Source organism: Nostoc sp., from assembly GCF_041747015.1.
In the GTDB taxonomy this organism is placed as follows: domain Bacteria; phylum Cyanobacteriota; class Cyanobacteriia; order Cyanobacteriales; family Nostocaceae; genus Nostoc.
Map to the genome: position 1 here is coordinate 1 of NZ_JBGTFY010000390.1, position 24,060 is coordinate 24,060.

Below are 24,060 nucleotides of genomic sequence, written 5' to 3' on the forward strand. Positions count from 1 at the left end.
GCGATCGCCATAAGTGTTAACGGCTACAGTTTGTTGTCCGCTATCAGCAGTAGTCAAATTCTGAAAAATGCTATTGCGGATAACAAAGGGGTCTTTTCCACGGGGTACTGTCAGCACAATTCTACAAGTTGAGTTAGCTTCAGTTGTGACGCAGACAATATTTTCGTTATTTTCTACAGATGTCTGGAGTTCTTGTAAGCCATCTGGACGATAAAGTTCTAAGCGACTAGCAATTGCTGCACAGCGTCTTTGTGGTTCCCAACCACCACCCAAAGCCGCAGGTGCCGCCCAAGGAAAGAATTGTCCTGGTTGACTTTGTGGCTGATACATAACAGTGTACTGACCATTGTAAGTCTGACAGGTAAACCGAGTTGTACCGTCAGCACTGGGGGATGTGCCTGTCGATGTGTCTATTGGGACTGGTGTTGAAGTGCCACCTGATGGTACTGTTGGTACTACCACACCATCGCCACTAGGATCGTATTGCGCCATTGCTGCGGAATTGCCGAGACACAAAGATAAGCCAAGAATGCCCAAAGACATAAATCGAAGTAGTTGTGATGACATAAATCATCCTCCTGTAGAAGTAGGTAGGGAATTGATAGTTTAAGTGACGAATAATTCTGTTTTTTGATTCATCAAAAACCTATTTTTTTCTTCCCTTGCTTTTTTTTCTTTGAGTAGCTGTTTCACTTATGCTTGAATTTCTGCATGACGCCCCACTCCTGCACTCGCAATGACTGTAAATATTTTTGTATACCTACTTAAACGCCATCCCTAAGAGATGGAAGTAGCCGAAAAATGTCATTATAGTTAAGGTAAAAACATTCTGGAGACAAAACAACGGTTTACGCACGTCCTTTAGCACGGTTAATCGAGCAATTGCAACGCCTGCCGGGAGTTGGTCCGAAAACCGCCCAGCGATTAGCCTTGCATATTTTGAAGCGCCCAGAAGCGGAAGTAGAAGCTTTGGCACAGGCGTTGATTGAGGCAAAAAAACAGATAGGCTTGTGTTCTGTTTGCTTTCACCTATCTGCTGAACCTGTTTGTGAAATCTGCTGCAATTCCAATCGTGACAACACGACTATCTGTGTCGTAGCAGATCCCCGTGATGTGATTGCGCTGGAAAAAACCCGCGAGTACAAAGGCAAGTATCACGTTTTGGGTGGAGTGATTTCTCCAATTGATGGCATTGGGCCAGAACAGTTGACTATCCAAGCCTTGGTGCGTCGAGTCAGTAAACAACAGCCTCAAGAAGTGATTCTGGCAATTAGTCCGAGTGTGGAAGGGGAGACAACGACACTGTATGTTGGTCAGCTACTGAAACCATTTACTAAGGTGACGCGGATTGCCTTTGGTTTGCCTGTCGGTGGCGATTTGGAGTACGCCGACGAAGTGACCCTGGCAAGAGCCTTGGAAGGACGGCGGGAGTTAGATTAGGCTTAACGAAAGGTTATAAACTTTAGATTTAAGCCTTCTGCATAGTGCATTCCTCACAAAAAAGGAGTTTAGCTGAGAGTCAATTCAGCTTTTCACTGTAGAGGAAATAAATTGAAGCGCCGAAAATTGCTGGTAAGTTATTTTTGCGCGTGTCCTAAGCATACAATTACCATAATACGTAATCATCCCTTTAATAGAGATAGGCGATCGCTACAAACACCCTTGCGCTAGAGATGATTAACCAAGTGTTTCCCTAAGATGAAATAGCGTCCTTAAGAGATAAATACTATAACCCAGGCTTAAACAAAGTAAATCCACAGATGCCGCAGTTTATTCAAACTTGCCTAGATTGTCATAGCACCCGTTGGAACAAAATGATCTGCACCGCTTCAAAATGCTGATGGAAACGGGCAAGATTGCAACAACAGATCACGAATAACTTATTAACTTTAGGAGACTCAAGCAATGAAAGCAGTTTGTTGGCAAGGTACGAATAAGGTAGAGGTGGAAACCGTACCCGATCCCAAAATCATTAATCCGCGTGATGCGATCGTCAAAATCACCTCAACGGCGATCTGTGGCTCTGATTTGCATCTGTATAACGGCTTCAACCCCACAATGAAACCGGGTGACATCTTGGGACATGAATTCATGGGAGAGATCGTTGAACTAGGCAGTGCCGTTAAGAATAAAAAAATTGGCGATCGCGTTGTTGTCCCTTTTACGATTTCCTGCGGCTCGTGTTTCTTCTGCAATCGGGATTTATGGTCGCTGTGTGATAACTCCAATCCCAATGCTTGGATGGTGGAAAAAGTCATGGGTCATTCCCCATCGGGTCTTTTTGGCTACTCTGCTTTAACGGGGGGCTACGCAGGTGGTCAAGCAGAATATGCCCGCGTTCCCTTTGCCGATGTCGGGTTATTCAAGATTCCCGATGGGCTGGCAGATGAACAAGTCTTGTTTTTCACTGATATTTTTCCTACTGGTTATATGGCAGCCGAAAATTGTGACATCCAACCAGGAGATACGGTGGCAATTTGGGGTTGCGGGCCAGTTGGGCAGTTTGCTATTAGAAGTGCCTTTATGCTGGGTGCTGGGCGCGTCATTGCGATTGATCGCGTTCCCGAACGGCTCCAGATGGCAAAAGACGGCGGAGCAGAAATTTTGAACTATGAAGAAATCGAGGTGGGTGAAGCCCTCAAAGAAATGACTGGGGGTATTGGCCCCGATTCGGTGATGGATGCGGTGGGAATGGAAGCTCACGGTATGGGTTTAGAAGGCTTCTATGACAAGGCGATGCAGGCGGTGCGCCTGGAAACCGATCGCCCCAATGTATTACGTCAAGCGATCGTTGCCTGTCGGAAGGGCGGCACGGTGTCGGTTCCCGGTGTTTACACAGGCTTTGTAGACAAGATACCGATGGGTGCTTTCATGAACAAAGGCTTAACGATGAAAACAGGACAAACGCACGTACATCGTTATTTGCAGACGCTACTTGATCGCGTTCAAAACGGCGATATTGACCCCTCGTTCGTAATCACTCACACTCTGCCGCTAGAGCAAGCCCCGCACGGCTACGAAATCTTCAAACACAAGAAAGACAACTGCATCAAGATCGTCCTCAAGCCAGGTCAGGTTGCTTAAAACCTACGCTCTACAAACACCCTGATCAGTGGGTGGAAGGTAATTCATTAGCATGAATCTTGTCCTACACCACTGACGGAGGAATACGTTGATTTGGTAATTCTAGTGTGGACAGCGATCGCTCCTTTTCGCTTTGACTCGCTTGTATTTGGACTATGTGCGTGTAGGCAATTAGGCCGATGCATCATAAAGAAGCCGGGGCGTAGGAGCATGAGCGCTATTGCTGGCTACTTTTCCTCTAAGAATGAAGAGATGCAAAAGCTATCACATTTATTAACAGTATCAACATCAGTCACATATTAATCGCAGCTATCACTAATTCTTGAAGGTAAACATAATTCGGGAGCGATAAATATGCTTCGATTATTTAATTCATTTGCATCCAAGGTCGGCAGTATTAAAGAGCAAAAAACTGAGGGAATGGCGGCGGTTGTTGCCTATTTAATGTTTGCCTCTTACTGTTTAACACTAGTAGCTATACTTTGCGTGGTAGTTGTTTTGTAGTCTAAGTTTTCAATCAGCATAATCTAGGTGGAATGAGACTCTGAATTATAAAAGTAAGAACATAGTCATAGGACTATGTTCTTACTTTATCAAATAAAATTACTTACCATCCCGAAAATTTATTGGCTTCAAATTACCTGAATCTGTTACTAGATGTTCTCTTAATCTAGCTTGCAAATTCTTATCTTCAGTCTCATTAACTAAGTTAAATTTATGACCAATATAATGGTCTGCTTCTGTCATCCAAAAATCAAGTATTTGGTCTATTTGAGCGATTTCTAGGATATCTGCTATCCGCTGTGCTTCTGCTTCTGATAAACTACTTAGACTTGCTAAAGAACAATACTCTCGGATAATGTTCTTCTGCTCATGAGTTAATGGTAACTCTGGATTTTTAATTTCCTTTGAGAAAGAAAAATTGACCATTGGTACTAGCTCCTTATCACCAAATTCTGTTCGGACTTACATATCCATCTAGTTGTAGAATTCGTTAGAGATACGCAGTATCCTTTTAATTTCCAGTTTGTGAACATATTTGGCTTGGTTAACCTCCTATTATACAGTGAGAATGCTTGATTTTTGTGACCTTACATAATGAATAGTGAAAATATTTTACTTTTGTGACCGCTAATGGCGAAAATTTAGAGAAATTTTATTAACAAGTCACAAAAAAATCATCTTTGTCACTAACAAGTAAAGTTAATCCATTTTTCAACCGAATAAGAAGCCTTAATACTTCCTACTTAGTTAACTGGAGGAAATGGGATGCTAGCTTGTGGTCGTGAGGCATTTGACACAGAATTTCAGGTCTTGCTTGATTCTGGGAGTTCTTCTGCCCACTCGATGTTAGCTTTCATTAAGCGCAGCCTTGCCCAATTCAATTTGACTAATTCTTATAGTCCTACTTGGGTACTTAATGAGACATATATGCGTGCAATCAAACTTATGGCAAAAGGTGAACACATTGATAAACCCATTGCTTGGGTTCGAGCTACAGCTTATAACATCATTAGGGAACAGAGCCGAGAACGTAACAGATTTTTACAACTTGAGGAAAGCATGATTGAATTTCATGTTAATTGCAGCCTTGCCGTCTCTGAAGAAATTGAAGAGGAATTATTTCAAAGGGTAAACCTAGCCTTTAAAAAGTTAGAGCCAGAAGAAAAAGAAATTTTGAGATTGAAGATGATCAAAGATTTATCATGGAAGGAAATTAAGTCATATCTGAGTTCAAAAGTAAGGAAGTTCAGAATGAAGCAGCATTGCGTAAACGTAAGGAAAGAGCCTTAAAGCATCTACGCAGCATATATCATTCTTTGGAACTTCAAAATGTTTAACATTCTTGAGTGCAATTATAAAAGTGTTTGAATACCATTAGTTTTACCTAGCAATGTCTAAAGAATAAATCTGAACGCTGACGAGATATCTGTATAATTTATATTGCTTGGTTATACATCAAGAAAGTGTGGGGTGAAGCGACCCACCCATCACCAGGCGATGTTTGACGAAAAGCTTTTACACGTCGGGAGCATATCTATCCCGTTTGGATCACTGACTCTTTAACTTTTCCTCTAAGAATCTTTTAGCAGATGCAAAGGCGATCGCTCTGGCAACAGAAGTGAAATAATAAAGGGGTGAAATAAGCAATCGAACAGAAACTGACGCTAAGAAATTTATTAGCCGTTTTGAATATTGCGATCGCCACGGATAAAACTGTACCAATTAAATCAACAATACCATTGTCAAATCAAGTCGGCTCTACTTAAAACTAGCTTGACTTAGGTCTGCTTGTTATGTAGTTTATTTTGTTCTTTGGTGTCACAAACTTATCCTATATGGACAAATTGCCCCCGAAACAGCTAGTTAAAAGCATTTATCAGGAACTACTGCCTAGACTACAGATTGAAAGTGTCAATCCCCATAATCCAATTGAGGTCAACTATCTTCCACAACCCTGGCGGTTGCTTGGCAAAGGAAATTACGCCGCAGTAGTCTATCACCCCGATCACCCTGAGTGTGTAGTTAAGATTTATGCCCCAGGACGGACAGGCTTTGAAGAAGAAGTAGAAGTCTACCGTAGTCTAGGTTCTCATCCGGCGTTTTCTGAGTGTTTGTACGCCAAGGATAGCTTTTTAGTCTTGAAACGGCTTTATGGAACAACCCTGTACGATTGTATGCACTTAGGTTTACCAATTCCCAAGCAGGTAATAGGGGACATTGATGAAGCTCTTGACTATGCCCGACGTTGCGGACTCCACCCTCATGATATCCACGGGCGTAATGTCATGATGTACCAAGGCAGAGGATTAGTCGTAGACATATCAGATTTCCTGCATCAAGAAGCTTGCTCAAAGTGGAATAACCTAAAAAAGGCTTACTACTGGTTATATCTGCCCGTGTTTTACCCACTTCGACTGCGAGTACCATACTCTGTTTTAGATATAATCCGCAAATGTTATCGTCTGGGAACTTCTGTCAAAACTTCTTGCTGCCAACTACTCCTAAAATTAACTAATTTTAGGTATTTAAAGTGATTTCTCCCGGTTCGCTCATTTTTTTTGGAGTTCGAGAAATTGCCGAAAAGCAGAAAATCTTAGTGTAGTAATGGTTTTAGCCATTCCTCTAAATTTACCTTCAACTACCACCCTGCTCTAAAAACTCTATTTTTATGCGATGCCCTTGGCAGCCCCCTTGGGGCATCGCGCAAAGTCGGGACTATAGTACGTTTGTATTCTAGATTAGAACCTCTACTAAATCATTCAGCTTTTTTCTAACTCAATTTAAAATGGGCGAACCGGGAGTGATTACCTGCTGGTTCATTTCTGGAAGTCCCTTAAATAATTCGTAATCACGTTCGCGGACTAGCTACCGCTGCGCTAAGGTCATTAAGTTTTGCAATAGCGAAGCTAAACCGAGTCTTCTCCCTACAGCCCTTCTCCTAAAGGAGACGCTACGCGAACGGGCATCCTACGGCAGGCGCTAGCCTCTCCCTTTGGGAGAAAGGAAGACGCCAAAGGCGAACCAGCGTCTGGGTAATTTGAACCTCACTGCCAAATGTACTACCTGTAGAGGTAGGGGAATTACACCCCAAACTTTGTTAAAAATAGGGATTAGGGACTGGGGACTAAAGATTAGCTCTATTTGACGGTACATAGTTGTCAATCAATAAGTACCATAGATAACTTCTCCATTTAGTCTTTTGGATTGACTTTTGTTTCATTTATAGCGTTTCCTAATCAGATGACGTACATCATAGCCCCCTCATCGCTTGCGGGGAGGGGGTTTTTGTACCTCACTTAACTGAGAACCGCTATAATTATTTACTTGGTAACGAAAAAAGCCACCTAAAACTAGGTGACTTAGATTAATTTTTGATAAAAATTACTTAAATTCTCAACAGCGATTATTCCTCAATACAACTGGGAATACCCAAAATAGCACACGGAAAATTAGAACCTAGTGCCTGAATCATCGGATGATTGACAGATGTGCATCCGAGAAATAAAATATCGGCGGTTTCTAATTCAACAACTTTGTTAAGTTCTGCCGAAATGCAGCCAAACCGCAAATGAGATTTAAAAGAACCCTGCCATTCTTCAGCTAGACTTCGGGCTTGCCAGAGAATTATATCTGCTTGTTGTAGGGGAGTTACCACTGTCTGCAACTTGGGTTGAGTTAATACCAGTGTGACAGACTTTGATACTTCACTGACTTGACACTCCAATGAAGGCTGTTGTTCTGGAAAGCTCAAGATATTTGGATACTGACTGCTTTGATTATCTTGTACCACATAAACGGCTTGAACTGTGACTTCTGCATTAGTAGCTAAACGTGTTTGATGGGCAATCCAAAAAGCAATATCTAGTGCCGTATGACTATTAGGAGATGCGTCATAGGCAACAATTAAGTTAACTGCTTTTCCTGTTTGAGGTTTTTTAGAAAAAGATTTTTTTGGTTCTGGCAACAGTACCATTTGTTCAATTAAGTCATTTCGACCTGTGGCACTTTGCAGACGTGCTAACATTGGCTTGATTTGCACAGCTTTACTTCTCCCAGTGAAATGAATTTGCAATGAGAAGCAGGGGGACAAATTTTGGATTTTGGACTTTGGCTACGCTACTTCTCTACGAGAGGCTCTGCCTTAAGCGAAGCTATGCCGCAGGCTTTACGACAAAGCTCAGTACAAGTCAGCCGAACGATTTTGGATTTTAGATTGAGTAACGACAACCAAAATTTAAAATCTTAAATCAGTCAAGGAAACCCCAATAATAACTGTATTACAGCCAAAGTCTTGGGGGTTCCTTCCATTGCCTACGGAGTTAGCTGACGGGCTAAGACTGGAAGGTGTCTCTCGTAAGATTAGCCCCAAATATTGGTTCCTCCGTTCCAAATCCAGCTTTCATAGATTTGAATTAGGCTACCCACTAAAAAAATGATAATCTAATTTACTCGTCTTGGGCAAAATATCGATCAAGGAAATTCAGGGCGTGGTTGCGGAGTTCAAAATATTCTTTTGAGTTTCGCATGGCGGCCCGATCGCGTGGATGCTCAAAAGGAACTTTTAATATTTCTCCTATACTAGCAGATGGGCCATTGGTCATCAAGACGATGCGATCGGACATATAAATTGCTTCATCGACATCGTGGGTAATCATCATCACTGCTTGCCGATTATTTTCCCAAATATCCAATACCTGCCGCTGCAATTTTCCACGAGTTAGTGCATCTAGCGCTCCAAAAGGTTCATCCATCAGCAACATTTTGGGACGAATTGCTAAGGCTCTGGCAATACCTACTCGTTGTTTCATGCCTCCAGAGATTTCATCAGGATATTTGTCAGCCGCCGCTGTCAAGTTTACCATTGCCAAGTGTTGATTTACAATGCTAATTTTTTCAGCCCGATTAGCATTTTTTAACACTTCATCCACAGCTAAACGGATATTTTCTCGCACGGTTAACCAAGGTAACAGCGAATAGTTCTGAAATACCATCATCCTTTCGGCTCCTGGCTGACGAATTTCTTTTCCATCTAGCCGTACTGAGCCAGAAGTTGCTTTTTCTAAACCCGCAATAATTTTCAGTAATGTTGATTTGCCACAGCCAGAGTGACCAATTACAGAAATATATTCATTTTCACCAATCGTCAGATTAACCCCATCTAAGACAACAAAATCATCTTTATCAGGTGTTCGATAAGACTTAACTAAATTTTCAACTTCTAAAAATCCATTGCGGGGCATCACTTCTTCATCGGTATTCATCGGTAATGAAGTATAATTCATCCTCAAATGCTCCTTGCTAATTTAGTCATTAGTCAATATTTGAACTTGGAATTTAAGACATGAAAAATTTAGTGGGAGCGTTAGCCCTGATGGCAAAACTATTCAGATAGCCTACAGGATCGCTAGGGTCGAAGCCTTTGTTATCTATAAATACTTCTGGTGGTTCGACCTTGTAATCATCTTTGGGAGACTCAATGCCCATTTCAGCCGCTATATCCCGATATAAATCTGTTCTCCAACCTTGTTCTGCTAATTTTTCGGCATTTTTGGGGACTTCCTTAATTTGTCCCCACCGTGCTGCTTGTGTCATCAACCAGAGACTTCTTGATCTCCATAAGAATGTGGAGTGTTCTCCTGGCTGCTTGGGAAGGTTGTCAGGAATATCGAAGAAAATCGTGGTGTCATCGGCTTTGATGGTGCGGTCTTTGCCGTCAAAGCCGCCATAGTTGTAGTTGCCGAGAATTCCGGGACTTGTAAATTTCGCAATTGGGGCATCTTTATTTTTGGGTCTAGCACCTGTAAAGGAACGCTCTGTGAGCAGTTCGGCTACTTCTTGGCGGTTTTCTACTTTGCTGCAATATTGGCAAGCTTCAATCATCGCCTTCACCAAGGAACGATAGGTTTTGGGATTTTTGTCGATGAAAGATTCCATCACTCCTAAAAGTCGGTCTGGGTGTCCCAACCAGACCTCTTTGCCTTGTGCGAAGGTAAAGCCGATGTTTTCATTACCTGTTATTGCTCGTGTGTTCCAGGGTTCAGCAACCATGTAAGCTTGCATTGCACCAATCCGCACATTTGTGACCATTTGGGGAGGCGGAACGATAATGATCCGAAACTCTTTGAGCGGATCAACGCCAGCGGCGGCGGATAGGTAACGGACAAAGTATTCGTAAATGGCGGAACTCAGAACTACCGCCCAGACTTTGCCTTCTGGTGGTTGCTTGTCAAAGTAGCCTCGAAAATCGCGCCCAAAGGCTTCTAGCGCGCCATCGCCATATTTTTCTTGATACTCATACCACGGACGCAGCCCAAAATCCCACATGGCTTTGTTCATGGTTATGGCGTTACCGTGGCGGTGAATGGTCATGGCTGCACACAAGGGGGCGTGGCGTGCACCTTCGGCACCAATTCTAGCGTTGGTGACGGCACCGGATACTACGGGTGAAGCATCTAAGCGACCAAAAATTAAACCGTCGCGGGAGGTAGCCCAACTGGCTTCGCGGTTGAGGGTGACGTTTAAACCATATTTGCGGAAGAAGCCTTTTTTCCAGGCGATCGCAAATGGCGCACAATCATTAACGGGAACATAACCAATAGTAAGATCAGATTTTTCTAGGTCTTGGGATTGAATTACTGGTTGTACAGCTAAGGCTTCTTCAGTTAATCCTTGGGCGGATCTATCTCCTGAAATTGCACATGAAGACAGCGCTATTGCCGTTGTGCTTGCTCCTATTCCCTTAATAAAATCTCGTCGAGTCCAGTTATTGTCACCCATTTTTGTAGCTCCATTGGGGATTAATTGCTCACGCTTCAGGCGCAGAGTTAATTTGATGCCAAAGAGTTTAATTAGTTAGAAACTGTAGGACGGTGAGTTACTAATTCTTGAATTTTGCCGACGGCGTAATCTAGGATTAATCCAGTTAAGCCAATTATGAACACAGCTAAAAAAACTGAACTCAAGTTTAAGCGACTCCATTCATCCCAGACAAAAAAGCCGATACCAATACCGCCTGTGAGCATTTCTACGGCAACGATTACTAGCCAAGCTATGCCTAAACTAATCCGCAAACCTGTAAAAATATACGGCAAACTTGCAGGCCAAATGATTTTTGTAATTCGCCGCCAACGTGGCATTTCTAGCACTCGCGCTACATCTAAATAATCTTTAGGAACGCTAGAAACTCCTAAAGCGGTATTAATAATTGTCGGCCATAAGGAAGTAATAAAGATTACAAAAATGGCGGAAGGCTCTGCTAAATTGAAAATTGCTAAGGCGATGGGTAGCCAAGCTAGGGGCGATACGGGTTTAAAAATTTGAATGATCGGATTGAGCGCTAACATTGCCGATCTGGACATACCAATTAGAAACCCCAAAGGAATTGCTACTACCGCACCTAATAAAAAGCCCAATAATACCCGGCGCAGACTTGCTATTAATAACCAACCAATTCCTAAATTGCCGGGGCCTCTTTGGTAGAAGGGATTTAAGATGTAGTCTAAATTAGCGATTAGCGCTTCTGGTGGGGTGGGCATCAATTCATGGTTAGCAAGTGCAATAATCCACCACAGCACAATTATTCCCAAGAAGCCTAATACAGGGAGAATGAAGACATCTCTAAAGATCACAGGTTTTGTCTTTTTCCAAGCAGCTTGCCCTGCGATCGCTGCGATCGTAGCTAAATTTAATTGAAATATCATTTACAACCTCAACAGATTTTAGTACAGGTACAAAAACTCTGAGCAGTACCAGCCTTGGAAACCGATGAGATCGAAACATTATAAAAATGCCGTCCCTTCAGTCTCCTCTCAATGCCTACGAAGTTAGCTGACGGGCTAGGGCTGAGAGATGCCCTTCTGAAGAAAGTTAGGAGTTAGATGTTAAATATCAATAACTTCTAACTCCTGTAGAAACGCGATTAATCGCGTCTCTCTTAACTCCTGACTTTCTATTAGATACGCCCCACAATTTGGTTCCTCCGCTCTAGCGTTACGGATTATGATGCGCTAGATTAGGCTGACTTACTCTTAATGGATACTAAGTTATGGATAATATAACATCGATGCTCAGTAAAAGCCATCTGTTTATGATAAATGTTGTTTATTTCAATACCAATATTAAGTGCTTGCTCTGCTTTTTTGTAATAAATGCAACTTATACTTTCGTTATATAGTGAATGAACTTCTTGCACAGATAGCTAACTAATTTAGTCTAGCAAGCATCAAAGCTGTTACCTGCTAGGGTTTAATTTCATAAATTAAGATATATATTATACCTTGCACTCACTATCTATATTTAGCTAGTTCAGTAACCCAAAGAATATAAAATCTATTTCTTTTGGTGGTTGAATAAAACCACTGATTTTGGTAATAAGCTACGGCACTCGCTAAACTAGTTGGATATGGAAGTTTACTCATCTATCTTTTAGTTGAATTTAACAAAATGGATTTTAGTCAAGTACTAGCTGAAAAAACGGACACTATCCTTGATAGATGGATTGCAGCAGTTCGCAAGGATAAACGGATTGAAAGTGCTGATGATTTATCTTATACATCGGTAAAGGATCACATTCCTGATGTTTTGCAAGCAATGGTGACAGTGCTTGCAAAACATCAGGATAATGATCTTCAGTCGATAGTTATTGCCAGTTTTGAGCATGGAGCTATTCGAGCCGAACAAGGTTTTGATCCAGCAGAAATTGCTAGAGAATATCATTTGCTACGAACGGTAATATTTGATGCTATACAATTAGATTTATTGAATGGAACACCTGTAGAGATAATTCGTTCTATGCGTTTGATTGACGCTATTATAGACGAAGCGATCGCTCGATGTTTCAAAAGCTATGTTGAGGAGCGGTTGCGAGAATTACATCAGTTGCAGTCATCAGTAACACTCCATAATGAAGAACTGACGCGGTTAATTAGCACCAGTCAAGAGGATCTTTCTCAACTAGCCCATGAATTGAAACAACCTTTAACTTCTATTATTGGTTACTCCGATCTGTTTTTACGCCAACAACGACAAAAGACTCAGGTGAAAGACAGTTCTGCCAATTTAGAACACATTGAGCGCGTGCTACGCAATGGTAAACAATTACTGCACCTGATTAATGATGTATTAGAACTTTCGCGGTATGACATAGGGCAGATAAAAGTCCAACTAGCACCTACCGACATACATGAATTAATTAATAATGTATGTGAAATGTTAGAACCTTTAGCTGCTGGGAAAAATTTAAAAATTGTAGTAGATTGTGATGGCTTGTGTGCGACACGCTACGCGAAGTCCAGCGCCCAAGGCGAACGCGCTCCCGAAAAATTAGTTACAGATTCTTTTAAATTCCAACAGATTGCCACAAATCTTATTAGTAATGCGATTCGCTATACAGAGTCGGGGACTGTTATTATAACGTGTCAGGTGTTAGACAACCAGAGATGGGCGATCGCAGTTTCTGATACTGGAATTGGCATTGCACCCGAAAACCAAGCCCAGATATTTGAACCCTACTTTCGCGTAAGTTCTAGCGATCGTTCCTATCTTCCTGATAGTACTGGATTGGGGTTAGCGATCGTCTCCCGCTTGGTGAAACTATTGCAAGGTGAAATTAACCTAGTTTCTGAGGTAGGTGTTGGTTCTACTTTCACCGTAATTTTGCCTTTACAAACAGAGAGTTGATTTTGCCCCAAGACATAAATTTCTGGCGTTGGTGATTGCGGTACTGAAAAACTTTTTACTTTTTCTGATCTTGCCACAAAGCAATGCCACCTAATAAACCAGTGATATTGGGGATGAGTTTCACGTTTAAAGGAAGTTGGAAATTTACTCTTACGGCTTCACCACCGCCAATGTAAAGATAATCATAATTGAATAGATGTTGCAATGATGCGATCGCCTTTTCTAAACGCCTGTTCCATCTTTTGTCGCCAATTTTTTCTAACTCTGCACGCCTCAGTTGTTGTTCAAAAGTCTCTCCTTTGCGAAAAGGATGATGTCCCATTTCCATATTCGGCACCAGTTTACCATCCACAAACAAAGCCGAACCAAACCCTGTACCCAGAGTAATGACTAATTCTACACCTTTAGCTGCGATCGCTCCCAACCCCTGCATATCTGCATCATTAATTACCCGCACAGGCTTATTTAAGTACTTTGATAACGCTGTTTCCAAATCAAATCCGATCCAATCTGGATGTAAGTTTACTGCTGTTTCCGTGACTCCACACCGCACCACACCGGGAAAACCGACTGAAACGCGATGAAATTCACCTTGAGCGGCTGCCAACACCATAATTGCATTAATTACAACATCTGGTGTAGCAGGTTGGGGTGTATCTAAACGTGTCCTTTCCGTTAGAGGATTCCCCGTAATATTCAAAACTATAGCCTTAACACCGCTACCGCCAATATCGACCGATAGGGTACGAATCGATCCATTTTCTTCAACCATTAGCTTAAGCTTAAATCCTTGTTATTAGTCCCTATTTGCCTCATCAATGATTATTAACTACCTTTTCAGAATTCTCACGAGATTTGATTGTACTAAGTTTAAGACATAAAATCTAGACTCAGCTTGATAATTTTAAGAAGTTGCAATTAAACAACAGGTTCACTAATTCTTAGTCCCATAATAACTAAGTCTCGTTCAACGTCGTCAAGTTCTGCAATTTTAGGCAGATGTCCCCAGTGTTGAAAACCAAATTTTTCAAATAACTTTAAACTAGGTTGATTGTGGGCAAAAATGAGACACACTAAAGTTTTTAAACCCAAACTAGTACCTTCGTGAATTGCTTGTGCTAGAAGTTGCTGTCCCAAACCACATCTCTGAAAGGCAGGGGCTATATAAATACTAATTTCGGCAGTCTTATTATAAGCAGGTCGTCCATAAAAAGCTTGAAAACTAAGCCATCCAGCAATTACTCCCTCTACTTCGATTACCCAAAGTGGGCATTGTGAAGGCGATCGCGCCTTAAACCAAGCAAGGCGACTTTCCACAGACACTAGCTCTAAATCAGCGGTTGCCATGCGGCTAGGAATGGCAGCATTGTAAATTGCCACAATTGCAGGCAAGTCAGTTTCAGTCGCATGGCGAATAATCATTGCTGCTGTCTTGAAGTAAATATTGAGAAAATATTCAAAAATAATACAGCGTTAATAGTAGCAATTCTAGGGCTTCTACCGTAATTGTCACAGATGCTTCGCTAGAGAAAGACCCACTACCTTACATAATGGCTTATTCAGCTATGGCAATCCTAAATAATATGTGAAAAATTTTAAGCGATGTAGTGTATTTCACAAATCAAATAAAAGTCTTACATATACTTTTTTTGTCAGATTGAGATAATTTCAATTTTTGATATCAGCTAGCAGCTGTATTCTAATAAAGTTGTTATTTTTAAGTTCTGCATCAAAGGATACAATATTAAATTCTTTATAGGAATTTTAACCTCATAACTCCTGATTTTATTTAATGTGAGTTCGACGAGTTATAGACCTCTCCCTGGTTTTACTACACAAAACCGTCCCTCTCCGGCTCGGAGAGGAAGAGGTTTACAGAACTCACTTTATTTAGTTAAGCGCGTGCTAATAAGGGAGCAGCAGCTAGTAAGGTTTTGGTATAGGGGTGCTGAGGATTGGCAAAAATCTTTTTTGTAAGACCAAGTTCGACAATTTTACCGCTATTCATCACGGCAATCCGATCGCACAAAAATCTCGCCAACCAAAGGTCATGAGTTATAAACAAATAAGTTAACTCAAACTCTTCCTTTAACTGCAACATCAAATCTAGCACTTGCGACTGTACACTAGCATCTAACATACTTACGGGTTCATCACAAATGAGAAGTTTAGGGTGAGTAATCAAAGCGCGAGCGATCGCAACTCGTTGCTGCTGTCCTCCAGACAAATCTGATGGATAACGCTCATAATAGACTTTTGGCGGTGTTAACCCGACTTTCTCTAGCATCCATAAAACCTGTTCTTTTGCCTGAATGGAATCAGCAAGATTGTGGATAAATAAAGGATCAGCGATACTTTGTCCCACCGTCATCGCTGGATTGAGACAAGCATGGGGATCTTGAAAGATCATTTGGATTTGTCGCCGTGAAGAACGAATTTCTGGACGCGACAGTTTAGTTAAATCCTGTCCTAAAAACTCAACTTTGCCACTAGTGGGACGAATTAGTTGCAAAATTGTTCGTGATAGGGTACTTTTACCGCAACCTGATTCCCCAACTAAACCGAGAATTTCTCCTGGATAAAGATTCAGGTTGATACCATCGACTGCTTTAATTGTCTGCGCTTGTCTGTTAAAAAGTCGTTCGATAAAGTTAGGTTCTATGGTGTAGTATTGCTTCAGTTCAGTGACACTCAAAATTGGGGATGGGGCATGGGGTATAGGGCATGGGGCATTGGTTATTAATTCTTCTCCCCCGCTCCCCTGCTCCCCTGCTTCCCCACTTCCTATTTCATCTACTGCTTGGATGTGTAAAGCTGCTTTTAAGAGCGATCGCGTGTATTCATGTTGAGGGTGTCTAAGTACAGTTTCTGTAGAACCCATTTCTACCATTTTGCCGTTATACATGACGCCAATGCGATCGCAATACTCACCCACCATTGCTAAATCGTGAGAAATCAGCAGTAATCCCATGTTTTCTTGACCGCACAGGCGAGTTAATTCTTGCAATATCTGCGCGGAAACAGTGACATCTAAACTGGTAGTGGGTTCATCGGCAACAATTAACTTGGGGTTGAGGAGTAAAGCTAAGGCGATCGCTACCCGTTGCCGCATTCCGCCGCTAAACTCATGGGGATACTGATTCCAGCGACTAGCCGGAATATTCACCTTTTCCAAGGTGGAAAGTGCTTTTTCTTTGGCTTGGCGCGTTGATAATTCTGGTGAGTGCGCTTGAAGGGTTTCGATACAATGCTTACCAATTGTCATTAGCGGATCAAGGCGTGTCATCGGATCTTGAAAAATTAAGGCGATCGCCTCTCCTCGAAATTTCCGCAATTGGTTAGGCATCAAGTCAAACAGCGACTGTCCTTGAAATGTCACCCGTCCCTCAACCCGACTAGAGGCGGGTAGTAAACGCATTACTGCCCGTCCTATGGTTGACTTACCACAACCCGACTCTCCCACCAATCCCATTCGTTCACCTGGTTGCAAGGTTAAAGATACATCATCAACCGCCCAGCTTGATTCTTCTCCACTCCGTTGAGGATAGGCAACTCGCAGATTTTCGATACAGAATAAGGCTTCACTCATAGTTAGTTATCAGCCCTGAGCTACCAACTTTTATAATTTCAAATTTAAGATAGTCTATCAAATTAATATTAGACCTCCATTGTGCAAACATCTTTATTGTCTTAGCGTAGGCGTAGCGTCTCCTAGAGAAGGCATCGCCTCTATTGAGGACAGTTCTACAATATACATAGATGTAACTGTGAAACGCAAAATACAATAATTATAATCAGACCAACACAAGCTAGTTTGAAGCAGTATTCACGCAACACATTTATCAATCATGTTAAACCTGACATTCAGCCGATGTCCAAAAATAAAATCCTTGGTGGTTTCAACAGCTTTTTTTCTGGCTGTGCAGACTTCTGCCAATGCCCAGCAAGCATTTCCTCATCTGACTCCAGTACAAGCTCAACATTTATCCCGTGACTTGGTTCCACACAGTTCTCAAGATTTTTTTAGGCAAGGAAAAGATTCCATTGAGAGAGAAATTCAAATTCTCAGGCAAAGGCAACTGCCCTCAACTCAACCTATTCTTAAGATTGATTTAGTACCACTGGTAAAAAGACCATTTACTCAGCAAAAACCTTAGAATATTACCTGATACTTTTAACCGAGACATTCTCCGACATTTGAGATATCGTGAACATCCAGTACAACATCACCGACAATATCGGTAAAGGTGGTATCCCACATTGCCTTGAGGAAAATCCCCACGGCTCCATTAAAATCGCGTGGTATTTCATAACCACAGCTAGGGCATCTAAAGTTCTTAGAACTACCAAGTTTTCTATGAACGTGACCGCATTTAGTACAGGTCTTTGATGTATATTCTTCAGTTATTCTCACTAATTTGGAACCGTATCGGTTACACAAATGTTCAAGGGTTTGAGAGAACTGATAGAACGCCCAAGTCATCATTGCTCTCGCTGTCTTATTTTTTAACTTCCGTTTCTTTTTGACAACCATCTGGGAAGTTTCAAAGGTGGGAAGTACAATCACATCATAATTTTTAGCCAGATATGACCCGACTTGTTTATGGCACTCAGAACGCAGGTTCTTAATTCTGGTTCTGAGTTTTTCCATACCTTGTCTTATCTTATATCTAAGGCGTTTGAACTTATGTCCAATACTACTATCATGTCTTGATTTTAGTTTGTCCAGATGTGAGCAAAGTTTAGCTATTTTATTGAAATCTCCGTTACCAAATTCCAAGAAATCGCTACCATCAAAACCAGTCATAAAAGTTCTAATGCCGGGGTCAAGTGCGATTACTTTGTTTGTCACACTGACGCAAAAGTGACCACCGGGGATACTCCCCGTGGCGCATTTTGCGGTTTGCTCCAATTCTACAGGGAAGTGAGCGAACCAGCGACCTTTATTGTAGGTTAGCTCTGAAGAAGCGTCAGTTAGAATACAAAAGTTTTGTCCTCTAAATTCAGGCTGCGGTAGATGCTTAGTAGTTGATACCATCCATCTACCGTTTTTATAAGCTGACGGGTCAAATTGAATAGTTAACTTTTGGTCACGGATACTTCGGAATTTAGCAATTTTCAACCCTGCTTGAGGATGTGGTTTTTTATCCTTACCCTTACCAATAGTCAAAGGAATCTTAGCCGTTTCCGACCATGCTTTATATGCTTCCATTGAAGCATTATCTAGTATTTTGGAAACGTTCAAATCTAAACACCATTGGGGTATTAAACCAGAGCCTTTAATCATGGTTCTAAATCCCATCTTTCCACCTTTCTTGCCTACCTTACTAAAACCTTGATTTTCGTTTAGATAAGCAATGGAAATGTTATAAACCTTGCGAACAGCACTTACCCATTTCTTCCAAATAAATTCAAGTTCCTTTACTGGGTACACTCGGTAACTCACTGTCTTCAACAACTTGCTTTTTGTACTTTCTGAGTCCGTACAATCGGCAACTGAAGACATGGATAATGGCAAGGATATCTTCAACCATTTCGCGTTCTGGGCTGAGGTTCGTTTGGTTGAGAACCAATATCTCAGTCTGCTGCCTAGCACAGAGCCATGAGATAAGATCGAACCCAAAGCGACAAAGCCGATCTTTGTGGGCAATGACAACAAGTTTGCAAGTGTTTGTGAGAACTCTGTCCAATAAGGCTTGAAGACCTTTTCGTTTGAAGTTGAGTCCACTTCCGATGTCAGTGATGATTTCTGCGTCGGGGTAACGAGACTGAAGAAACTCAATCTGTTGCTCAAGGTCATTTTTCTGACCGCGACTTGAAACCCTGGCATATAAAAGTATGACTCGCTCATCTGCGGGATTACCGCGTCGAATAGGGATAACTGAATCGAGGTTATATCTTCGTTGCCCCCCTTGGGTGAAGATGCCTTCGATCTTTCCGTCTTCGAGCCACCTTTCGAGCGTTTTGGTGCTGACTCCCAATCTGGTAGCAGCGACTCTTGGAGGTACATAGTTTACTGTCATGGACTAAGCTTATTACTTGTCCAATTATACCACGGGATGTCCGGGTATGTCTATTATGTTAGGGTAAATTACGTCCTATAATCTACTCTGTTTGCTTGCAACAGAGCTTTTGTGTTTTCAATCAGTTTTGTAACACAACTTTACAAATTTTAATCGTCTAACAAACTCATCAACGCTTGAAATTCAAGGTCTTGCGGCTCCGATAATTGGCACTGTAACTTTAACAATTGATTTTGTAATCCTTCTGCCACATAGAGCATATTAGATTCTTGGGCAATTTTTAGCTGATTTTGTTTAATTTTGATTTGTTTAAGCAAGTTGTTTTCAACATGAATTGAATTGTAATGTTGAGCAATCATAGCTTTACATTTCTTATCAATAAAGTGCAATTAAATTTATTACCTATGTATTATTCCACACTTCTGACATTTTTTAACTATCTGGTGATAAACAGGTACTAAGGCTGTGAGTCGCTTTTGAGCAGAAGTCAGAGGCTTGTTCATGTCCTGACTACATCCCCGACTACCTGCTTCCTCGATGTCTTTTGGTGGAGGTATGAGCCACCAGAATTGTCTGGATTAATCCTCATCTTTACATTCTTGGTCGATAAAACTCAGTCAAGTCAGGGCGTTTCAATTCTCCTAAACACTTCAGAACTGCCTCTGCTGATACTTCTAGCTTGCCAGATTTGGGATGTTTCTTGCTCCATGAATTACTCTGACAATTTCTATGCCTTCTTCAATGAGTCGATAAAATATTAAATAATTGCTTACCGCGAAACTGCGGACAAGAGGCGAAATATCTATACGTTCTCTGCCCATCTTAGGATTAGCAAGTTTTGCCAAGTTTATGCTCCTTCTTCATCTGAGCAATTTGTTTTGCAAGCGATCGCTGAAAAAATTGATGCGCTCATTTAGCAAATGGCAGAAGCAACAAATGTAGTGTCTTCTAACCAATCAAAAGTATATCAAAAAAAGGGATTTTGGTTTTAGATGCCCAATTATCAGACAAGTTACTGAGTAAGTGCGATCGTCGCTCTCTATGTCACATTAGTTTTGTGCTGGTGTTAATGGCAAAAATCAGAGCCAATGCTGAAACAATGGAAGTAATGCTAAAGAGACATATAAACGATGAGTGAACTTCCAAATAGTCTTGAAGATGCGATCGCCCAATCTCGTGTAGCCGTCCAAGCCGCCCTTGCAGATGGTTGCACTCGCTTACAAGTCGAGTTCCTGTTCCCAGAACTCAAGTTTATGCCAGTGGCGGAACAATTTTTGCCGCTATTTACAGAATATGATTCCCGGTTGAAGATTTTCTTTGCTGATGCTGGGGCTGCGGCCTTAGCCCGCCGCAATTGGGCTGATACACCATTTCAAATTTTGGATATTGGTACGGGTAGGGCTGCTTCTTTGCAGACAAAAATTCAGCCAGAGGATGAAATTTTCTTATTCATCGCGCCCACTTCCGTAGAAGTACCGCAGGTGGAAAAGTTATGTCAAGAAATAGGCGCTCGCCCTGTAGTGTTCTTAAATCCCCGCCTAGAAGATTCTGGGGTTGTGGGCATTGGTTATACAGCGAGAAAAATCCGCGATCGTTTTATCAGTACCATTGAATCCGCCTATTACCTGCGCCCCGTAGACGATCAAAGTGCCCTACGTCGCTGTTACCCAGGACAGTGGGAAGTTTGGCTAGAAACCAACGGCGAATATCAAAGAATTGCCGAATTACCCACAAAACCATCGGGTGATGAGTTGGATCTCATCCTCATAAAGGGACAACCGCAAACAACAGATGCGACACCACAGAGAAAGCCCAGTGTGTTTAAGAGTTTGCAACGGTTTTTAAAGGCGTTGAGTAGTTAGGATAATGCAGAGGTAGCAGAGGTAGATTTTATGATCTGCTGCCTCCTTTTATGCTCTACACCAAACAGACAAATACTTCGTGAATTCGGAGTGATTGATCGCTTTCGCTTGTATAGCCTAATCCCTTACTTCGCGTCTCTCTTTCTCCTAGACAGAACACGGGTAAAGGCGTTAGATTTATTTGACATCTTTATTTACTAGCTATAGCAGTTCTCAGTTGAGTGAGGTACAAGAACCCCACCCCCAACCCCCTCCCCGCTCTTCGAGAGGGGGCTATGATGTACCTTATGTGATTAGGAAACGCTATAATATCCTATCTAATTCTCTAGGTGACATCACTGGAGTAAGAGCATCTACAAAACCAGACACATCACGACTTATAACCGCATCTACCCCATGCGCCATTCCACAGGCATACTGCACCGCATCCTCAAAATCTCGAAAATTTAGTGCGATCGCCTGTTCTAAAACAATACGGTTAACTGGACAAATATGTAAGTCTGTTAAAACTTGAATGATTGCGTCTTGAGCCACCTTTACGCCTGCGGCTCTGCGAACAATATAATATATATTAGTGATTGTTGTTGCTGCAATAAATCCTTGAACCTCACCAGCATCAATCCTCTCAAACACCCTTGCTGCATCCTCTACAAAGGGCTCCCGCTCTTGCAAAAAATCAAGAACGACATTAGTATCAATCAAAATTCGCATTACTGGTACTTTTCAGTAAGATAGGTAATATATTCTGCTACAGTACCTTGATTACTTAATGCAACTGAACCTTTTGCAATCCCTCGCAATCGGGACAAGTTACCCTTATTTTGTAATGGGCGAGTTTCCTGCTGTAACGATTCCAACAAGGTTTGGACTAGTTGCCAACGTTCGCTAGTCGATAATTGTAGCGCCTGTTTTTGCAAGTTTTGCAATGTCATTAGCTTTTTCCTGCCTGTATCTATCACACATCTATTGTTTTCTCAGTCTAGATGAGTATTCTAAATATATTTTGCCGAAATCATGGGAGAAGAAGAGTAGAGACGCGATTAATCACGTCTCTACTTTTTTAATTCCCTTGCAACGGGGCATTCAAGACTTTCTCGATGCGATCGCGTGTTTCTAATAAGTGCGCTTTGGTGTATTCATCCTCGGAATTCACCACCTTAAGTTTCTCATCTAGTTGCTTAAGTTTATACCAAGCTAAAGTGCGAGCATCTTCTGGGACATATTCTTTTCGCAACACCATACCAGTTAAAATGTCCAGATACTCGCGCTGCAAGCCTCGCCGTAAACTGGCAATCTTCATTGGTTTACCTTTTGGTTTAATTACTTCTGTCCAGATACCTGACTGCAAAGTGTCGAATAGTTCTGGAAGAGTCAGGGCATTTTCTGGCTTCGTTTTGAGTTCAATATCTTTGAGACGAGAAAGGCGATCGCCTGAGAGTAAATCCCGCAACACGGCACTCTGCATGAACAGCACTAAATCATGAATTGGATAATCCAAACGACCAATTTGCGGATAACTACCCCAATGTCGCCAACGAGAAGGTGCTAATTTATTCAGTAATTCTGGTGAAAAACTCAGTGCATCCTCTGCAAACATATATTTTTGCAGTGTCTCTAAAGCCTGGCGTTGTTGTTCAACTGGTACTGGTTCAAAGGGTAATCGGCGTTGAACAACTGTACTAGAGGGGATCTCGCTAGGGTGAATTCGATAAAAAGACTGTCCCCCGATGTATTTTGTGGTGTAATATATTTGCTGAAAATAGTTACCCAATACTGTACTAAAACGTTCACTTACATCGCTGAAACTCTCACCAGCTATTGGGTAACGCTGATCGAGACGTTGCCACATCACCCGCGAATTATTCAATTGCCACTGAGAATAAAGCAGTACATTACCACTGTTATCCCAAGCATCGGCAGTTGGATCAAGGTCATACACATCTTCATCTGTGGAATAACTCAATTCTGGCTTGGAGGATTGTCCAGCAATTTCCTCTAAAATTGGTTTTTCTGCTATGGGAGTTGATGTCTGAATTGGTATGTAGCCGTACTTAATCGCCCATTCATCATAAGGCCCCACCATACTGGGAAAATAATCTCCCTGTTTTGTCCCTTGAGGGGCAATATTTGGGGGAATGTAGTCCATTAAGGAAGTTGTCAGACCTTTGGTTTTGGTAATTTCCGTATTATTCATCTCCTCCGGTGGTAGCAGGGTACTACCACGGAAGTTATGACGTAAACCAAGAGTATGTCCAACTTCGTGAGCAATGATTAAGCGTAAATATTGATTGATATATTCTTTCACCTGGTCTGGAGTGGCCATAGTATCTGGCAGCAGTGACATCGCTAGTGAACCTACGGCAAACTGGTTAGCAGCTTCCATTCCATAGCATAAATCGTACTCGCCTGCCATTTTTGATAAACGACTCAACAACCCCTGTTGCCATTGCATTTGCTGGGGCATACCATTGTTTTTCGCATCTAAACCATTAGCGCAAAGTAGACGATTTTGCATCAAAGCTGATAAAGTGGTGCGATTTTGTGTTTGGCTAGATTGTTGGCTAGGTTGGACGATTTTGCGATACTCACTCTTTAGTAGCCTGACAAAGCTGGCATCTACGAGAATATCTGCATCCAAAATTTCTCCAGTCAAGGGGTTAACGCGGGATGGCCCCATTGCAAAGTATCCATCGACTGTGTTAATCCAGCGAATCGTGTTGTAACGAATATCTGCTGGATCCCATGTGGCGTCATCTGGCATTTGGAAAAACAAGACCCAAAAGCAAAAATTTCTCCACCCAAAAAACCGATTGTTTTCTGGATTGATAACGCTGTGCCTTTAGAGTACCGCGATGCGATGAAAGAAGGCGTGCTGATGTGGAACAAAGCCTTTCTCAAAGCCGGATTCA

22 protein-coding genes, 1 pseudogene and 2 riboswitches are annotated in these 24,060 nt (G+C 41.8%); of the genes and pseudogenes, 7 read left to right on the forward strand and 16 right to left on the reverse strand.

The genetic code is table 11. The annotated features are described in order from the left end of the window. A partial coding sequence (locus ACEW80_RS30665) for a COP23 domain-containing protein (RefSeq protein ID WP_373530224.1) occupies window positions 1-567 on the reverse strand: 567 nt, incomplete at its 3' end. A 315-nt stretch (window positions 568-882) separates the two neighbouring features. On the opposite strand from ACEW80_RS30665, the gene recR reads away from it, so the two are divergent. Together recR and ACEW80_RS30675 are read left to right on the forward strand one after the other, a co-directional pair. Next, complete coding sequence (gene recR / locus ACEW80_RS30670) at window positions 883-1,440, forward strand: recombination mediator RecR (RefSeq protein ID WP_373530225.1); 558 nt, start codon at window positions 883-885, stop codon at window positions 1,438-1,440. Between the two features lie 465 nt (window positions 1,441-1,905). After that, a complete protein-coding gene (locus ACEW80_RS30675; RefSeq protein WP_373530226.1) occupies window positions 1,906-3,084 on the forward strand; it encodes a zinc-dependent alcohol dehydrogenase in 1,179 nt (392 codons plus the stop codon). Between the two features lie 603 nt (window positions 3,085-3,687). On the opposite strand, the gene ACEW80_RS30680 is transcribed toward ACEW80_RS30675, so the two are convergent. Continuing rightward, the gene (locus ACEW80_RS30680; protein ID WP_373530227.1) at window positions 3,688-4,014 is read right to left on the reverse strand and encodes a hypothetical protein; all 327 of its coding nucleotides are present in this window, start codon (window positions 4,012-4,014) and stop codon (window positions 3,688-3,690) included. Between the two features lie 339 nt (window positions 4,015-4,353). On the opposite strand from ACEW80_RS30680, the gene ACEW80_RS30685 reads away from it, so the two are divergent. Next, on the forward strand, window positions 4,354-4,878 hold the full coding sequence (locus ACEW80_RS30685) for a sigma-70 family RNA polymerase sigma factor (RefSeq protein WP_373530228.1): 525 nt from the start codon (window positions 4,354-4,356) through the stop codon (window positions 4,876-4,878). 545 nt (window positions 4,879-5,423) lie between these two features. Further along, window positions 5,424-6,122, forward strand: a complete 699-nt coding sequence (locus tag ACEW80_RS30690; protein ID WP_373530229.1) for a serine/threonine protein kinase — start codon at window positions 5,424-5,426, stop codon at window positions 6,120-6,122. Between the two features lie 869 nt (window positions 6,123-6,991). Here ACEW80_RS30690 and ACEW80_RS30695 read toward each other — a convergent pair. From ACEW80_RS30695 to ntrB, 4 genes are all read right to left on the reverse strand, one after another. Continuing rightward, window positions 6,992-7,612: a universal stress protein gene (locus tag ACEW80_RS30695; protein ID WP_373530245.1), complete on the reverse strand. Its 621-nt coding sequence runs from the start codon at window positions 7,610-7,612 to the stop codon at window positions 6,992-6,994. A gap of 272 nt (window positions 7,613-7,884) precedes the next feature. Beyond that, a riboswitch (cyclic di-AMP (ydaO/yuaA leader) is annotated at window positions 7,885-8,017 on the reverse strand. Window positions 8,018-8,033: 16 nt separating this feature from the next. Beyond that, window positions 8,034-8,870, reverse strand: coding sequence for an ABC transporter ATP-binding protein (locus tag ACEW80_RS30700; protein WP_373530230.1), 837 nt, complete (start codon window positions 8,868-8,870; stop codon window positions 8,034-8,036). Window positions 8,871-8,922: 52 nt separating this feature from the next. Beyond that, window positions 8,923-10,365 (reverse strand): ABC transporter substrate-binding protein, encoded by a 1,443-nt coding sequence (locus ACEW80_RS30705; protein WP_373530231.1) that lies wholly within the window; start codon window positions 10,363-10,365, stop codon window positions 8,923-8,925. A 71-nt stretch (window positions 10,366-10,436) separates the two neighbouring features. Continuing rightward, window positions 10,437-11,288 carry a nitrate ABC transporter permease gene (ntrB, locus tag ACEW80_RS30710; RefSeq protein WP_373530232.1) on the reverse strand — a complete coding sequence of 284 codons (852 nt, stop codon included), beginning with the start codon at window positions 11,286-11,288 and terminating at the stop codon, window positions 10,437-10,439. Window positions 11,289-11,385: 97 nt separating this feature from the next. After that, window positions 11,386-11,616, reverse strand: a riboswitch (cyclic di-AMP (ydaO/yuaA leader). A 414-nt stretch (window positions 11,617-12,030) separates the two neighbouring features. Here ntrB and ACEW80_RS30715 point away from each other — a divergent pair. Next, window positions 12,031-13,266 (forward strand): sensor histidine kinase, encoded by a 1,236-nt coding sequence (locus tag ACEW80_RS30715; RefSeq protein ID WP_373530233.1) that lies wholly within the window; start codon window positions 12,031-12,033, stop codon window positions 13,264-13,266. A gap of 55 nt (window positions 13,267-13,321) precedes the next feature. On the opposite strand, the gene ACEW80_RS30720 is transcribed toward ACEW80_RS30715, so the two are convergent. The 3 genes from ACEW80_RS30720 to ACEW80_RS30730 all read right to left on the reverse strand — a co-directional run bounded on the left by ACEW80_RS30720 (window position 13,322) and on the right by ACEW80_RS30730 (window position 16,855). Then, window positions 13,322-14,038 carry an ROK family protein gene (locus ACEW80_RS30720; RefSeq protein WP_373530234.1) on the reverse strand — a complete coding sequence of 239 codons (717 nt, stop codon included), beginning with the start codon at window positions 14,036-14,038 and terminating at the stop codon, window positions 13,322-13,324. Between the two features lie 146 nt (window positions 14,039-14,184). Beyond that, complete coding sequence (locus ACEW80_RS30725) at window positions 14,185-14,688, reverse strand: N-acetyltransferase family protein (protein WP_373530235.1); 504 nt, start codon at window positions 14,686-14,688, stop codon at window positions 14,185-14,187. 472 nt (window positions 14,689-15,160) lie between these two features. After that, a complete protein-coding gene (locus ACEW80_RS30730; protein WP_373530236.1) occupies window positions 15,161-16,855 on the reverse strand; it encodes a dipeptide ABC transporter ATP-binding protein in 1,695 nt (564 codons plus the stop codon). 259 nt (window positions 16,856-17,114) lie between these two features. Here ACEW80_RS30730 and ACEW80_RS30735 point away from each other — a divergent pair, with 259 nt between their 5' ends. After that, window positions 17,115-17,423, forward strand: coding sequence for a hypothetical protein (locus ACEW80_RS30735; RefSeq protein WP_373530237.1), 309 nt, complete (start codon window positions 17,115-17,117; stop codon window positions 17,421-17,423). Between the two features lie 17 nt (window positions 17,424-17,440). On the opposite strand, the gene ACEW80_RS30740 is transcribed toward ACEW80_RS30735, so the two are convergent. The 4 genes from ACEW80_RS30740 to ACEW80_RS30755 all read right to left on the reverse strand — a co-directional run bounded on the left by ACEW80_RS30740 (window position 17,441) and on the right by ACEW80_RS30755 (window position 20,134). After that, window positions 17,441-18,700: an RNA-guided endonuclease InsQ/TnpB family protein gene (locus ACEW80_RS30740; RefSeq protein WP_373530238.1), complete on the reverse strand. Its 1,260-nt coding sequence runs from the start codon at window positions 18,698-18,700 to the stop codon at window positions 17,441-17,443. Next, window positions 18,678-19,289 (reverse strand): IS607 family transposase, encoded by a 612-nt coding sequence (locus tag ACEW80_RS30745; RefSeq protein WP_373530239.1) that lies wholly within the window; start codon window positions 19,287-19,289, stop codon window positions 18,678-18,680. The genes ACEW80_RS30740 and ACEW80_RS30745 overlap by 23 nt, the downstream gene beginning before the upstream one ends. A 149-nt stretch (window positions 19,290-19,438) precedes the next feature. Continuing rightward, window positions 19,439-19,648, reverse strand: a complete 210-nt coding sequence (locus ACEW80_RS30750; protein WP_373530240.1) for a hypothetical protein — start codon at window positions 19,646-19,648, stop codon at window positions 19,439-19,441. A gap of 315 nt (window positions 19,649-19,963) precedes the next feature. Then, on the reverse strand, window positions 19,964-20,134 hold the full coding sequence (locus tag ACEW80_RS30755; protein WP_373530241.1) for a type II toxin-antitoxin system RelE/ParE family toxin: 171 nt from the start codon (window positions 20,132-20,134) through the stop codon (window positions 19,964-19,966). 285 nt (window positions 20,135-20,419) lie between these two features. On the opposite strand from ACEW80_RS30755, the gene ACEW80_RS30760 reads away from it, so the two are divergent. Beyond that, window positions 20,420-21,151 carry a DUF1995 family protein gene (locus tag ACEW80_RS30760; protein WP_373530242.1) on the forward strand — a complete coding sequence of 244 codons (732 nt, stop codon included), beginning with the start codon at window positions 20,420-20,422 and terminating at the stop codon, window positions 21,149-21,151. A 303-nt stretch (window positions 21,152-21,454) separates the two neighbouring features. Here ACEW80_RS30760 and ACEW80_RS30765 read toward each other — a convergent pair whose 3' ends face one another. The 3 genes and pseudogenes from ACEW80_RS30765 to ACEW80_RS30775 form a co-directional block, all read right to left on the reverse strand. Continuing rightward, on the reverse strand, window positions 21,455-21,862 hold the full coding sequence (locus tag ACEW80_RS30765) for a type II toxin-antitoxin system VapC family toxin (protein ID WP_373530243.1): 408 nt from the start codon (window positions 21,860-21,862) through the stop codon (window positions 21,455-21,457). Then, entirely contained in the window at window positions 21,862-22,083 is a 222-nt protein-coding gene (locus tag ACEW80_RS30770) for a hypothetical protein (protein WP_373530244.1), read from the reverse strand. Before ACEW80_RS30770 ends, ACEW80_RS30765 begins: the two co-directional genes overlap by 1 nt. A 128-nt stretch (window positions 22,084-22,211) precedes the next feature. Beyond that, window positions 22,212-23,915 (reverse strand): annotated as a pseudogene (locus tag ACEW80_RS30775) (zinc-dependent metalloprotease); the annotation flags it as partial. Between the last annotated feature and the right edge of the window lie 145 nt (window positions 23,916-24,060).

What these genes read in the sequence shown, in the direction of transcription:
- ACEW80_RS30675 (WP_373530226.1), top strand. Translation starts at nt 1,906, where the DNA reads ATGAAAGCAGTTTGTTGGCAAGGTACGAATAAGGTAGAGGTGGAAACC.
- ACEW80_RS30680 (WP_373530227.1), bottom strand. Translation starts at nt 4,014, where the DNA reads ATGGTCAATTTTTCTTTCTCAAAGGAAATTAAAAATCCAGAGTTACCA.
- ACEW80_RS30685 (WP_373530228.1), top strand. Translation starts at nt 4,354, where the DNA reads ATGCTAGCTTGTGGTCGTGAGGCATTTGACACAGAATTTCAGGTCTTG.
- ACEW80_RS30690 (WP_373530229.1), top strand. Translation starts at nt 5,424, where the DNA reads ATGGACAAATTGCCCCCGAAACAGCTAGTTAAAAGCATTTATCAGGAA.
- ACEW80_RS30695 (WP_373530245.1), bottom strand. Translation starts at nt 7,612, where the DNA reads ATGTTAGCACGTCTGCAAAGTGCCACAGGTCGAAATGACTTAATTGAA.
- ACEW80_RS30700 (WP_373530230.1), bottom strand. Translation starts at nt 8,870, where the DNA reads ATGAATTATACTTCATTACCGATGAATACCGATGAAGAAGTGATGCCC.
- ACEW80_RS30705 (WP_373530231.1), bottom strand. Translation starts at nt 10,365, where the DNA reads ATGGGTGACAATAACTGGACTCGACGAGATTTTATTAAGGGAATAGGA.
- ntrB (WP_373530232.1), bottom strand. Translation starts at nt 11,288, where the DNA reads ATGATATTTCAATTAAATTTAGCTACGATCGCAGCGATCGCAGGGCAA.
- ACEW80_RS30715 (WP_373530233.1), top strand. Translation starts at nt 12,031, where the DNA reads ATGGATTTTAGTCAAGTACTAGCTGAAAAAACGGACACTATCCTTGAT.
- ACEW80_RS30720 (WP_373530234.1), bottom strand. Translation starts at nt 14,038, where the DNA reads ATGGTTGAAGAAAATGGATCGATTCGTACCCTATCGGTCGATATTGGC.
- ACEW80_RS30725 (WP_373530235.1), bottom strand. Translation starts at nt 14,688, where the DNA reads ATGATTATTCGCCATGCGACTGAAACTGACTTGCCTGCAATTGTGGCA.
- ACEW80_RS30730 (WP_373530236.1), bottom strand. Translation starts at nt 16,855, where the DNA reads ATGAGTGAAGCCTTATTCTGTATCGAAAATCTGCGAGTTGCCTATCCT.
- ACEW80_RS30735 (WP_373530237.1), top strand. Translation starts at nt 17,115, where the DNA reads ATGTTAAACCTGACATTCAGCCGATGTCCAAAAATAAAATCCTTGGTG.
- ACEW80_RS30745 (WP_373530239.1), bottom strand. Translation starts at nt 19,289, where the DNA reads ATGACAGTAAACTATGTACCTCCAAGAGTCGCTGCTACCAGATTGGGA.
- ACEW80_RS30750 (WP_373530240.1), bottom strand. Translation starts at nt 19,648, where the DNA reads ATGATTGCTCAACATTACAATTCAATTCATGTTGAAAACAACTTGCTT.
- ACEW80_RS30760 (WP_373530242.1), top strand. Translation starts at nt 20,420, where the DNA reads ATGAGTGAACTTCCAAATAGTCTTGAAGATGCGATCGCCCAATCTCGT.
- ACEW80_RS30765 (WP_373530243.1), bottom strand. Translation starts at nt 21,862, where the DNA reads ATGCGAATTTTGATTGATACTAATGTCGTTCTTGATTTTTTGCAAGAG.
- ACEW80_RS30770 (WP_373530244.1), bottom strand. Translation starts at nt 22,083, where the DNA reads ATGACATTGCAAAACTTGCAAAAACAGGCGCTACAATTATCGACTAGC.